The 12,048-nt window shown below is 72.6% G+C and carries 10 protein-coding genes and 1 pseudogene; 6 read left to right on the forward strand and 5 right to left on the reverse strand.

The window, feature by feature from the left end; genetic code table 11:
- Window positions 1–308: 308 nt before the first annotated feature.
- Window positions 309–1,139 (reverse strand): annotated as a pseudogene (locus tag AC27L3_RS01885) (site-specific integrase); the annotation flags it as partial.
- 1,052 nt (window positions 1,140–2,191) lie between these two features.
- On the reverse strand, window positions 2,192–2,563 hold the full coding sequence (locus AC27L3_RS01890) for a hypothetical protein (RefSeq protein ID WP_487232187.1): 372 nt from the start codon (window positions 2,561–2,563) through the stop codon (window positions 2,192–2,194).
- 112 nt (window positions 2,564–2,675) lie between these two features.
- Here AC27L3_RS01890 and AC27L3_RS01895 point away from each other — a divergent pair, with 112 nt between their 5' ends.
- From AC27L3_RS01895 to AC27L3_RS01910, 4 genes are all read left to right on the forward strand, one after another.
- Window positions 2,676–3,407 carry a L,D-transpeptidase family protein gene (locus AC27L3_RS01895; RefSeq protein ID WP_487232188.1) on the forward strand — a complete coding sequence of 244 codons (732 nt, stop codon included), beginning with the start codon at window positions 2,676–2,678 and terminating at the stop codon, window positions 3,405–3,407.
- Between the two features lie 107 nt (window positions 3,408–3,514).
- Complete coding sequence (locus tag AC27L3_RS01900; RefSeq protein WP_487232189.1) at window positions 3,515–5,164, forward strand: sensor histidine kinase; 1,650 nt, start codon at window positions 3,515–3,517, stop codon at window positions 5,162–5,164.
- A 30-nt stretch (window positions 5,165–5,194) separates the two neighbouring features.
- A complete protein-coding gene (locus tag AC27L3_RS01905) occupies window positions 5,195–6,163 on the forward strand; it encodes an alpha/beta hydrolase (protein ID WP_487232190.1) in 969 nt (322 codons plus the stop codon).
- Between the two features lie 90 nt (window positions 6,164–6,253).
- Window positions 6,254–6,973 carry a helix-turn-helix transcriptional regulator gene (locus tag AC27L3_RS01910; RefSeq protein WP_487232191.1) on the forward strand — a complete coding sequence of 240 codons (720 nt, stop codon included), beginning with the start codon at window positions 6,254–6,256 and terminating at the stop codon, window positions 6,971–6,973.
- Here AC27L3_RS01910 and AC27L3_RS01915 read toward each other — a convergent pair.
- Both AC27L3_RS01915 and AC27L3_RS01920 read right to left on the reverse strand, forming a co-directional pair.
- Window positions 6,953–8,290: an MFS transporter gene (locus AC27L3_RS01915; RefSeq protein WP_487232192.1), complete on the reverse strand. Its 1,338-nt coding sequence runs from the start codon at window positions 8,288–8,290 to the stop codon at window positions 6,953–6,955. The genes AC27L3_RS01910 and AC27L3_RS01915 overlap by 21 nt on opposite strands.
- A gap of 83 nt (window positions 8,291–8,373) precedes the next feature.
- Window positions 8,374–9,069 carry a response regulator gene (locus AC27L3_RS01920; protein ID WP_487232193.1) on the reverse strand — a complete coding sequence of 232 codons (696 nt, stop codon included), beginning with the start codon at window positions 9,067–9,069 and terminating at the stop codon, window positions 8,374–8,376.
- Between the two features lie 174 nt (window positions 9,070–9,243).
- Here AC27L3_RS01920 and AC27L3_RS01925 point away from each other — a divergent pair, with 174 nt between their 5' ends.
- Window positions 9,244–9,813: a hypothetical protein gene (locus AC27L3_RS01925; protein ID WP_487232194.1), complete on the forward strand. Its 570-nt coding sequence runs from the start codon at window positions 9,244–9,246 to the stop codon at window positions 9,811–9,813.
- A 15-nt stretch (window positions 9,814–9,828) separates the two neighbouring features.
- Here AC27L3_RS01925 and AC27L3_RS01930 read toward each other — a convergent pair whose 3' ends face one another.
- Window positions 9,829–10,875, reverse strand: a complete 1,047-nt coding sequence (locus tag AC27L3_RS01930; protein WP_487232195.1) for a zinc-dependent alcohol dehydrogenase family protein — start codon at window positions 10,873–10,875, stop codon at window positions 9,829–9,831.
- A gap of 182 nt (window positions 10,876–11,057) precedes the next feature.
- Here AC27L3_RS01930 and AC27L3_RS01935 point away from each other — a divergent pair, with 182 nt between their 5' ends.
- Complete coding sequence (locus tag AC27L3_RS01935) at window positions 11,058–11,921, forward strand: universal stress protein (RefSeq protein ID WP_487232196.1); 864 nt, start codon at window positions 11,058–11,060, stop codon at window positions 11,919–11,921.
- Window positions 11,922–12,048: the final 127 nt, after the last annotated feature.

Below are 12,048 nucleotides of genomic sequence, written 5' to 3' on the forward strand. Positions count from 1 at the left end.
AGGCCGGTGGCCGGCGTTGCCCACGTGGTGTTGGCCCGTTGATTCATGGGCTTTCGATAAGATAGAAGAGATCGGGGGCCCTGGTCTCGATGTCATCATCTCGACCTCGGATATCTTCAATTCCGTAGGTGAGGTTTGCGGTGTCCTATTGGAATTTCCTGCGGCGTGGTTGACCGTAAGATCAGGCGAAGTGCTGACATGGGATATCGCCCGTAAGGAGAGCTGATAGCGCCAGCACAACTGAAGCCCCGCCGGGCGCGTCCTGGCGGGCTTCAGTGTGGAATGACGGCAAGTAGTTGACGGCAACGTCAGCGGACGAGGGCGGCGCTGGGCGGCGGCTCGTCGCCGTTGGCGCTGCCTATCTCAGTGATCGTCGGGCCGACGAGCGCAGTGCCGAGGGCGTGGATGGCGTCGCGCTGAAGGCGGAGCCTGACGTGGGCATAGACGGTGGCGGTGACGCCGATGTGGGCGTGGTTGAGGAGTTCCTTGATCACGACGAGTTCGACGCCCTGTTTCAGGAGCAGGGTGGCGGGGGGCGGAGGTCGTGGAAGCGGATGCGGCGGAGGCCAGCCTTGTAGAGGAGCGTGGTGAAGGCACGGGTGACGTTGGTCGGGTCGATCGGTCGGCCCTGCGCAGCGGTGAACACGTACCCGTCGTGCTGCCACGTGGCGCTTGCGGCGTCCCGCCCGCGCTTCTGCTGCTCACGGTGCTTCAGAGACTGGACTTAGCGGGCGGGGAGAGCGATGCGGCGCTCGGAGGCACGTGCCTTGGTGGGCAGTGTGGTGAGGCCGCCTGCGCTGGTGCGCTGCAAGGTTCGGCGGACGGCAGCGATGCCCATGGCGAGTTCGAGGTCTTCCCAGTGGAGGCCAAGGAGTTCGCGCTTGGGGACTTCGGTGTGGAGGGCGAGTTCGAACAGCGCGTGCAGCGGGTGTCCGCGCGTGATTGCGAGAAACTGGCGGACTTCGTCGGCGGTGAGGGATTCGAAGCGTCGGGGCTGTTGGGGTGCCGGTGCGGGTGTTGCGGGCGCCGTTGCGCGAGATCTCCTTCTCGCGGACGGCGTGCTCCAGGGCGGACTTGACCACGGAGTGGATGTAGGTGAGTGTCAGCGGGGAGAGCAGCTGGAGGCCGCACTGACCGAGTCGAAGAAGCGGCGCCAGCAGCGCCCCTGATGCAGGGCTGACAGCCCGGCCAGTGGGCGAGCTGTTCAAAGGTTTTTTACTTGATCAAGACGACCCGCTACGCGGGTCGCGCGCGCTCCGGCCCCGCGGGGCCGCCGCCCGCTCCTGTCTCCGCCCCGCTTGCCGTCGGCACCGCTGATCCGGGCGCGCAACAGCTCGCATAGCGCAGCCTTTTGGGGGTTCGCCCCAAACCCCGGCCCTCCCTCCGAGGGGGCAGCGGGGTCGAGTTCGGGTGCAGCTCTGTTGGGGTGTGCGGTCGAGGGTACGGGCGGGGTCCCTTGCCCGGTCACCGGGGGCGTACCAGGAACCTCCGGGGGCCGCCAAGGCCGAACGTAAGCGTCACGGGGTGAGCCTGGGGGCCGTCGGAGAACCCTGGTCTGGCGAAACGGTCCGAATGGAGACCCTGCACACCCTGGCCCGCGCACTGGGAGTAACCACCGCCGCGAATGGAACACCCAACCCGGCGTCAGATTGAGGTTACATGCTGACGGACCCCTCCCCGAATCGTCACAGCGTTAAGAACTCTTTGCCGAGAGGGACTGGTGACGGAGAGGGGAGTGGGCGTGGTCGTGACTTCTGGCAAAGCTACAATCCGAATCGTTCGGACTACACGGAACTTGACAGGGATAAGCCGTACGTTGTGGTCTGTATACAGGCTCATGTCACTGCGATAGACGGGCGTGAAGGTGCGCTGCGTTCGGGGGGTAAGCCGAGTCCATGCCAGCCACGTTGATAGTGTGAGAGTCAATTCTTGAGCAAATGAGGAAGATTATCAACCTTCCTCTGTCGGATATGTCAAGGCCTTCCGGGTCTTGTTGGCTACGTTCGCTGTCGCGGCACGCGTCGTAGGGAATCGGGGTGCCGGGGGACGTGCAGTCACGCCTGGCACAACCTTCGATAGCTATAAGCTAATGTCTTGGCTCCGCTGAGTTGTAGCTCATCGGAGCCAAGGCATTTAACAGTGCTGTGTGGGGCAGCAGTAGTGGTTCGAGCCGGTGTTCGTTCGGGCGGAGCTAATGCCCAACGCGCGGGTGGAACTCGTGGATCACCTCGATGCGCCCCACGATGTGCGCGTTGAACTCCGCCAGTTCCTCCGCCGGTACCCACAGTTCCAGGATCGTGCTGCCGCCCGCCTGTTGGATCGGGTAGCGGCTCACGAAGTCCGTCTCCACCTCGAAGCGCGTGACGTAGCCCGCGCCGTCGTGCTTGACGTTCCAGTCGCGTGCGATGCGGATTGCGTAGTCCTCGTTCAGGACCGGGTAGAAGATCGGCTGCTCCGGCAGGCGCGGGGGCCAGGCTTGCCAGTCGAGGGCGCGGACCAGGGCCAGTTCCGCCGGGCCGGTGGGGCGCCACAGGGTTGTCGTCGGGGGGTGGGTGGTGGGCATGGTGCGCTCTCCGGGGCCAGTGGTGGGGGTTGGGAACCGTAGTCGCGCAGAGCGCCGTGCGGCGACCTGTTTTTCGCGCAACCAACGCCGCCCCCCGGTAGTCGTACTGCACATGGTGAACTCAGGGAGCAGCAAGGCGAGATGCCGGGCGGCCGCGCGCGCCGCCGGCGTGGTGGCGGGTGCCGTCGTGTTGGCCGTGCCCGTCGGTGTCGTGGCCGGTGGGGGGACGGCTCAGGCCGCGAGCAGTGCGTGTACCGCCGGCACCGGGCCGTACCAGAAGCAGGCGGAGCGGTTCCTCGGGCGGCCCGTCGACGGGCGGCAGTCGCAGGCCGACTGCCGGGCCATCCGTGACTTCCAGCTCGATCACGGCATCAGCCCCGCCGCGGGCTACGCCGGCCCCGTCACGTGGGACGTGATGCAGGTCGTCGACCGGCAGCGTGCCGCCGGCAGCAATCCCAACGCCGCCGGGAAGTGCCCCACCAACAAGGGGCGCATAGCGTGCGTCGATCTGTCCCGGCAGTTGAGCTGGGTGCAGGACGGGTCGCGGCTGAAGTTCGGGCCGGTGCCGATACGTTCCGGGCGTGACGGGTACGAGACCCGCACCGGGCTCAAGAGGATCTACTGGCGCAGCATCGACCACTGGTCGACGATCTACAAGGTGCGCATGCCCTACAGCCAGTTCTTCGACGGCGGGCAGGCGTTCCACTCCATCGACGGCAGCGTGTGGTCGGCGCCCGGCTCCCACGGGTGCGTGAACATGCGGCGCGCCGATGCCAAGGCGTACTGGTCGTTGCTCAAGAACGGCGACGACGTGTACGTATACGGGCGCAAGCCCGGGACGTGACGGCCTGCGGGCCGGACAGCGCTCAGTTCCGGCCCGCACCCGCGCCCCCTCCTGCCTGCGGATACGGTGTTCTCGGCAAGGTCACCGGGCGAGGAGGAGCGGTAGCGGTGGTGCGGTTACCCCAGCTGAGGCTGGACGAGCTGCTGGAGGAGCTGCAGGCGAGGATCGACGCCGCGCGCGGGACCCGTGACCGGGTGCACCACCTGCTGGAGGCCGTGCTGTCGGTCGGGCGCGGGCTGCAGTTGGAGCAGGTGCTGCGCCGGATCGTGGAGGCCGCCGCGGCCCTGGTCGACGCCCGGTACGGGGCGCTGGGGGTGATCGGGCCGGACGGGCGGACGCTCTCGCAGTTCCTGACGGTCGGGGTGAGCGAGGCGGAGATCGAGGCCATCGGGCCCTATCCGTCCGGTCACGGCATCCTCGGCGAGCTCATCCGCCACCCGGAGCCGCTGCGGTTGTCGCGGATCTCCGCGCACCCCGCCTCGTACGGTTTCCCGCCCGGGCATCCGCCGATGAACACCTTCGTGGGCGTGCCCATCCGCGTCCGCGACCAGGTCTTCGGCAACCTCTACCTCGCCGAGAAGCGCGACGGGGCGGAGTTCGGGGACGAGGACGAGGCCGTGCTCGCCACGCTCGCCGTCGCGGCCGGGGTGGCGATCGACAACGCGCGGCTGTACGAGGAGTCCACGCGCCGGGAGCGGTGGCTGGCGGCCGGCGCCGAGGTGACGACCCGTCTGATGTCGGGTGGGCGACCGGAGGAGGCCGTCGGGCTGATCGCCGAGCGGGCGAGGGAGATCACCGGCGGGGAGCTGGCCGTCGTCGCCGTGCCGCTGCCCGGCGGGGAGTCCCTCGCCGTGGAAGCGGCGGTGGGGGAGCGTACCGCGCAGCTGCGCGGCACCGCGCTGCCCGAGGACGGCCCGGCCTGCCGGGCCCTGGCCGGTGGTGGCGGGCCGGTCCGGGCCGAGGGGCCCGGTGGCCCGGCCGTGGCGGTGCCGCTGACGTCGGGGGACGCCGTACGGGCCGTGCTGCAGCTGGAACGCGCGCGGGGCGGGCCGGCGTTCCGGGACGAGGAGCTCGGGCCGCTGGTCGCCTTCGCCGGACAGGTGGCCGTCGCCATGGAGCTGGCCGAGCGGCGTGCGGACGCCGAGCAGCTCGCGGTGCTGGAGGACCGCGATCGCATCGCCCGCGATCTGCACGACCTGGCGATCCAGCGGTTGTTCGCCACGGGGATGACGCTGCAGAGCGCGGAGCGGTTCATCGACCACGGGGAGGCCGGGGAACGGGTGCGGCGCGCGGTCGACGACCTGGACGAGACCATCAAGATCATCCGGTCGACGATCTTCGGGCTGCGCTCGCGCGAGACCGCGTCCCGGCAGGGCCTGCGCACCCGGCTCGTCCGGACGGTGGGCGAGGCCGCAACGCTGCTCGGCTTCACCCCGGGCCTGCGCATGGAAGGACTGCTGGACACCCAGGTGCCGCGCGAGGCCGCCGACGACGTGCTGGCGGTGCTCGGCGAGGCGCTGGCCAACGTGGCCCGGCACGCGCGCGCCTCGTCCGTGGACGTCGCGCTCGTCAACGACGGCGGGTACCTGGAGCTGACCGTCACCGACGACGGTGTCGGCATGCCCGCGGACGGCGACCGCCGCAGCGGCCTGCGCAACCTCGCCGAACGGGCGGCCCGGCACGGCGGCCGGCTCTCGCTCGAGCGCCCCGGCACGGGGGGCACCCGGCTCGGCTGGCGGATACCGCTGGCGATGTGACGCAGCTCTCCGAAAAACGGTGACAGGGTGGTGTCGCGCACGGCTGCGATCGTCGACGGCATGATGATCACCGATGAGGACTGTCTCGCCGAGACCCTGGCCTTCAACAAGGAATTCGAAGCCGCGGCCGCGAGCCGCCCGGTGCGCGAAGAGATGCCGGACGCCGCCACGTTGGCCACCCTTCGCCGCAATCGCCTCGGTGGCGACACGCCACCCGTACGCCTGCCGCAGGGCCGCGACCGCGTCATTGCCGGCGGCGTGGGGGTGCGGGTGTTCGTGCCCGACCGCGTCGAGGGCGTGTACCTGCACCTCCACGGGGGCGGCTGGGCCTTCGGCTCCGCCGGCGGCCAGGACGAACGGCTGTGGCGGCTCGCCGAACAGGCGCGGCTGGCCGTGGTCAGCGTGGAGTACCGCCTCGCGCCGGAACACCCCTTCCCCGCCGGACCCGACGACTGCGAGACGGCCGCGCGCTGGCTGATCGAGCACGCGGCAGCAGAATTCGGCACCCGGCGGCTGCTCATCGAGGGCGAATCGGCCGGGGCCCACCTGAGCGTCGTGACGCTGCTGCGCCTGCGCGACCGGCACGGCATCACCGGGGCGTTCCGGGCGGCCCACCTGCTCTTCGGCCCCTACGACCTGTCGATGACACCGAGCCAGCGAGCCTTCGGATCCAGGCGGCTGCTCAGCAATACGGACACGCTGCGGCGGGCCTACGAGATGGTCACCCCCGGCCGGGGAGCGGAAGAGCGCCGCGACCCCGAGGTCTCCCCGCTGTTCGCCGACCTCACCGGCCTGCCGCCGGCCCGGATCGTCGTCGGCACCCAGGACCCGCTGCTGGACGACTCGCTGTTCCTGGCCGCACGGTGGCGGACGGCCGGCGCGCCCGTACAGCTCGGGGTCGTCGCCGGCGCCATGCACGGCTTCACCCTCTTCCCACTGACCGTCACCGAGCGGGAACTGCGCCGCGAGGAAGATTTCCTCGCGGCCGCCGGACGGTAACGCCACCGCGGCACGGTAACGCCAGCTCCGGGTCGCCGCCGGACCGTGGCGTCACCGTCACTGTCACCGCCGGACGGTAGCGTCATCCGAATGAACCGCACGGCCCGGCTGTACGCACTGGTGGAAGAGCTGCGCGCGGCGGCGCCGCGGCCGCTGACGGTCGCGGCGCTCGCCGCCCGCTTCGAGGTCGGTACGCGCACGGTGCAGCGCGACCTGCAGGTGCTGATGGCGGCCGGCGTCCCGGTGCGCACCACCCCGGGGCGGGGCGGGGGTTGGTCGGTCGACCCGGAGATGACCCTGCCCCCGATCCACTTCACCGCCGAGGAGGCCTCGGCCCTGGCCGTCGCCCTCGCCGCGGCCGACACCTGTGCCCCGTACGCCGGCGCGGCCCGCACGGCGGCCCTGAAGATCGGCGCCTCGCTGTCCGGTCCCGCCTCGGCGGCGGCGCAGCGGCTCGCCGCGCGGATCGTCGCGCTGCCCTCGCCGTCCGGCTCCGCGGTCCGCAGCGCCGTGGAACAGGCCCTCGCCACCCACACGGCGCTGCGCCTGTCCTACGTGGATGCGACAGGACGTGAGAGCGAGCGCGTCGTCGAACCGGGCGGACTGCTGACCGCCGGCGGCCGGTGGTACCTCATCGCCTGGTGCCGCACCCGCCGGGCGGGCCGGGGCTTCCGGCTGGACCGCATCACGGCGGCGGATGCGACGACCGAGCACGCACCACCGCGCGACCTGACCGCGCTCCTGCGCGGCTCGGCCGCAGCCGACGCGGTGCAGCCCACCGCACTGGCGTCACTGACACCCCGCACTTGAACGCCTTCCGGTCACCCCGGGCCCCACCAGGACGGGCGCCGGCTCCTCCTCGTGCGCCTCGGGCAGGTCGCGGCGCCTGCGCAGGGGGCCCAGGGCCAGGATCAGCCAGCAGGGCGCGAGCAGCCCCGCCATGATCCACAGGGCGGCCCGCGGCCCGAGCAGGCCGCCGAGCCAGCCGCCCAGCACCGAACCCACGGGAATGGTGCTGTGGTTGAGGACCATCGTCGTCGCGACGACACGGCCCAGCAGGTGCGGCGGGCAGTAGCGCTGCCGGAAGCCGCCCAGGACGACGTTGCAGGCCACGACGCCTGCCGAGACCATGAAGGCGCCCACCGCGAAGAACAGCAGCCCGGCGCCCGGAGCGGTGAGCGGCAGCAGCAGCGCGAACGGGCCGGTGCACAGCTGCAGCAGGAGCGTGCCGCGCGCGGTTCCCAGACGCCTGCCGACGGTGGTGGCGAGGAACGCGCCGAGCACGCCGCCCAGGCTGCCGGCCATCACCAGCGCGCCCACGGTCGCGGAATCCACCCCGACCGTACGGACCAGGAAGACGATCTGCACCGCCTGGTAGCCCATCAGGGCCAGGTTGAGCACGGCGCCGTAGGTCACCATCGGGCGCAGATAGGGGTCGCGGGCGACGAAACGCAGGCCCTCGGAGATCTGCCGGCGCAGGGTGAGGCCGTCGGCGGGGACCGCCGGTGCAGGTTCGCGCACCCGCAGCCGCAGCAGGCACACGGTGGAGACCACGAACGTCAGCGCGTCGACCAGCAGTCCGGTGACCGCGCCGAAGAGGTCGGCGATCAGGCCGGCGGCGCCGCGGCCCAGGACGAGGGTGGCGGCCTCGCTGCCCTGCAGCTTGGCGTTCCCCTCCAGCAGGTCGCGCTCGTCGAGGACGGCGGGCAGGTACGCGTGGTACGCCGTGCCGAAGAACACCGCCGAGGCGCCGCACAGCAGTGCCACCACCAGCAGGTGGGCGAAGGTGAGCACGCCGAACCAGGCGGCGAGCGGGACCGATGCGTACCCCGCGGCGGAGACGAGGTTGCACGTGATCATCACGGGTCGCCGGCGGAGCCGGTCCACCCAGGCGCCGGCGGGCAGCCCCACGACGAGCCACGGCAGCCAGACGGCGGCCGCCAGCACTCCCACGGCGAGGCTGCCCGCGTGGAGCACCACCACGGCGGTCAGGGGCAGTGCGATCGTGGTGATGCTGCTGCCCAGGCCGCTGGCCGACTCGCCGGCCCACAGCAGACGGAAGTCCCGCTGCCGGAGGACGCCGAAGCGGCGGCCGGCCCCGGAGGTGGTGTCGTACGTCGTGTTCATGGCGGGATCGTCGCGGCGGCACCCCGCCCCTGTCACAGCGTTTTCCGCCGCGGGGGCCGCTCAGGTTCCGCCGCGGGGCCCGCTCAGGCGGAGGGCGGGCGGTTCGTGGCGATGACGGCCGCCTGGATGCGGCGTTCGACGCCGAGCTTGGCGAGCATGCGGGAGATGTGGTTCTTCACGGTCTTCTCCGACAGGAAGAGCCGCTGCGCGATCCGACGGTTCGTCAGGCCCTCCCCGATCAGGTCGAGGATCTCCCGCTCGCGCGGCGACAGCGCCGCCAGGCGCTCGTCCTCCGGCTCGGCCCCCGTCGTCCCGTTCTCCCCGCGCAGGCTGTTCATCAGCCGCGTCGTCGTGGCCGGGTCCAGCATCGACTGGCCGGAGGCGACCGTACGGATCGCCGCGACGAGGTCGGAACCCTTGATCTGCTTGAGCACGTAGCCCGCGGCCCCCGCGAAGATGGCGTCCAGCAGGGCATCGTCGTCGTCGAACGAGGTCAGCATCAAGCACGCCAGCTGCGGCATGCGCGAGCGCAGTTCGCGGCAGACCGAGATGCCGTCGCCGTCCGGCAGACGGACGTCGAGCACCGCCACGTCGGGACGCACCGCCGGGCCCCGCGCCAGGGCCTGCTCGATCGTGCCGGCCTCGCCGGCCACCACGATGTCCTCCTCGGCCTCCAGCAGGTCACGGATGCCGCGCCGGACGACCTCGTGGTCGTCCAGCAGGAACACCCGGACCGGCTCCTCGCCGGAGAACACCCTCGAACGATCGGGCTGCTCCACTGTCCTGCTCCTCGTCCCTACGGTTCGTCCGCTCGCCGTCCTGCCCCACCATGATCATCCACTGCCGGCCGGCGGCGCCATGGGCCGAACGGCCCAGGGGGCCGCCTCCGGGCCGCCCCGCCCCGTCGGGGATGATCGGGGGCCGGACAGGAGGGGAGGTGGGAGAAGGACGTGGTGGAGAGCCTGCGGAGCCTGCGCTCCTGCTGGTGGGCCGCGGCGGTCACGCTGAGCACCGAGGCCGTGCTCGCCGGCGCGGGCCTCGGGGTGGCCGACGGGGCAGGCAGGGCCCACGACAGCGCCGGCAGGCTGACCGAGAGCGCCGCCGGAGCGGTCCTCGGCACCTTCGGTGCCGTCCCCTTCGTCCCGTTCCTGTGCGGCCTGGGGGCCCCGGGCGCGCTGCTGACCGTGCTTGCCGCCCGCCGGAGTGCCACCCGGTGGCGCCGGCCGGACACCTGGCAGTGGTGCCTGGCCGTCCACGGCGCGCTCAGCGTCCTCGTCGCACTGTGCTTCGGCGGGCTGTACACGATCGCCGACCCGGCCGCCGGCCCTGCCGTCTTCGCCTGGTGGGCGGCCGCCCACGCCGCCGTCCTCGCACCCGCCGTGCTCGTCGGCCGCGCCGCCGAGGCCCGGCGGAGGCACGGTCGCAGCTACCGCCGGCTCCTGGGCGGCGTCGCCGGTGTCGCCGCCCTCGCCCTGGCCGCGGAGACGGTCGCCCTCCTCGCGTACGCCCTCGCCCGCACGTGAACACCGCCCCCGGCCTCACTCCTCGGCCACCAGCACCGCCGCCCCCGTGACCCGGTCGGCCGCCAGATCCGCCAGGGCCTCGTCGGCCCGGCCCATCCGGTAACGCTGCACGTGCACCACCGGCCGGTGCCGGGCCACCTCCGACAAGTACGCCCGGCCGTCGGCCCGGGTGTTCGCGGTGACGCTGCGCAGCGTGCGCTCCTGGAACAGGTGCTTGTCGTACGTCAGCGACGGGATGTCGCTCAGGTGGATGCCGGCGACGGCGAGCGTCCCGCCGCGGTCCAGGGCCGCCAGAGCGGCCGGCACCAGCTCGCCCACGGGAGCGAAGAGGATCGCCGCGTCCAACGGCACCGGCGGGCTGTCGTACGCGCCGCCCGCGGATGCCGCGCCCAGCTCCAGGGCCAGGCGCCGCGCATCCTCCGACCGGGTCAGCACGTGCACCGTCGCCCCCCGCGCGATCGCCAGCTGGGCCGTCAGATGCGCCGACGCACCGAAACCGTAGATGCCCAATGCACCCCCGTGCGGCAGGTCCGCGCGCTGCAACGCCCGGTAGCCGATGATGCCCGCGCACAGCAGCGGCGCCAGCTCCTCGTCCGGCGGGCCCTCCGGCAGCCGGTACGTGAACCGGGCATCGGTGACCACGTGCTCGGCGTACCCGCCGTGCACGTCCCAGCCGGTGTAGCGCGACCGCGGACACAGGTTCTCGCGCCCCGCCGTGCAATAGCCGCACGTCCCGCACGTGCTCGCCAGCCACGCCGCACCCACCCGGTCACCGACGGCGAACCCCTCCGCCTCCGGCCCCGCCGCCAGCACCCGGCCCACCACCTCGTGCCCCGGCGTGCAGCGCGGCGTACGCGGCGGCAGGTCGCCCTCCGCCAGGTGCAGATCCGTACGGCACACCCCGCACGCCCGCACCTTCACCAGCAGATCCGCCGGCCCCGGCCCGGGCAGCGCCCGCCGCACCCGCCGCAACGGACCGTGCCCGACCGCAGCCGGACGGTCGACCACCCAGGCCCACGTATCGGCCGGGCCGCCGGTGCCGGCCGCCTGCGGCTCGGTCATCACGCTCACCTCCGCCCGTCCCCTCCACGGTGCGCCGGGCCGGCCACCGGGGCAAGGCACACGCAGACCCCCGCCCACGCCGGGGGCGTGCCGCGGGCGCCGCCGCCCGCTCGTGCCGCCGCCCCGTGCGGGCCGACACTGGAAGGGAACCGCACACGCCGGACGCGACGGAGGTGCCCGCCATGGAACCCGCACCGGTCACCGTCGGACTCGACGGAAGTCCCGAGAGCCTGGCCGCGGCGCACTGGGCGGCCACCGAGGCCGACCGGCGCGCCCTGCCGCTGCACCTGCTGCACGCGTGGATCCTGCACGTGCCCGAGCCGGCCGGCGTCCCCGCCGAGCAGGACCGCGACTACTGGGCCAAACGCATCCTGGGCGCCGCCCGCACCGAAATCACCGAGCGCCTTCCCGGACTCGCCGTCGTCGAGGAACTCGTCGCCGACGAACCCGCCGCCGCGCTCCTCGACGCGGCCGGCCGCTCCGAGATGGTCGTGCTCGGCTCCCGCGGCCTGGCCCGCATGCAGAGCTTCTTCCTCGGCGACGTCGCCCTGCACGTCGCCGGGCGCGCCGAACGACCCGTCGTCCTCGTACGCGCCGGCATGGGCGCGCAGCACCCGCACGGCGGCGGTGTCGTGGCCGGCGTCAGCCTGCGCGGCCGCTGCGAGGAACTGCTCGGCTTCGCCTTCGCCGCCGCCGCGGCGCGAGGCGTGCCGCTGCGCGTCGTCCACGGACGCACGCTGCCCGTCCAGGCGTACGCCCCCTGGGGCGTCGATCCCGACATCGCCCAGGAGATCAGTCGCGACGCGGAACGCGAACTCACCGCGGCGCTGCGGCCCTGGTGCGAGACGTACCCGGACGTCACCGTCGTCGACTCCGTCCGCCTGGAGAGCCCGGCACAGGCCGTCGTCAACGCCGCCGAAGGCGCCGACCTGCTGATCGTCGGCCGTCGCCGGCAGCGGGCGGCGCTCCGGCCGCGGCTGGACGCGGTGGTGCAGGCCTGCGTGCACCATGCGGGGTGCCCGGTGGCGGTGGTCCCCCACGACTGACCCCTGCCCCGTAGGGCGCGGGGAACTGCGCGATCAGCCACGATGCACCCGCACCGGGGTGTCTGTCCGGGGTGGTGCGGCCCGGTGGGCCGGTTTGTGCCCACCCGTTCCTCCCCCCAGCCACCGC

This window comes from Streptomyces sp. PKA51, from assembly GCF_057552455.1.

Bases quoted from the DNA above. Each gene is read 5' to 3' on its own strand.
- AC27L3_RS01890 (WP_487232187.1), bottom strand. From the start codon at position 2,563: ATGCCCACCACCCACCCCCCGACGACAACCCTGTGGCGCCCCACCGGC.
- AC27L3_RS01895 (WP_487232188.1), top strand. From the start codon at position 2,676: ATGGTGAACTCAGGGAGCAGCAAGGCGAGATGCCGGGCGGCCGCGCGC.
- AC27L3_RS01910 (WP_487232191.1), top strand. From the start codon at position 6,254: ATGAACCGCACGGCCCGGCTGTACGCACTGGTGGAAGAGCTGCGCGCG.
- AC27L3_RS01915 (WP_487232192.1), bottom strand. From the start codon at position 8,290: ATGAACACGACGTACGACACCACCTCCGGGGCCGGCCGCCGCTTCGGC.
- AC27L3_RS01930 (WP_487232195.1), bottom strand. From the start codon at position 10,875: ATGACCGAGCCGCAGGCGGCCGGCACCGGCGGCCCGGCCGATACGTGG.
- AC27L3_RS01935 (WP_487232196.1), top strand. From the start codon at position 11,058: ATGGAACCCGCACCGGTCACCGTCGGACTCGACGGAAGTCCCGAGAGC.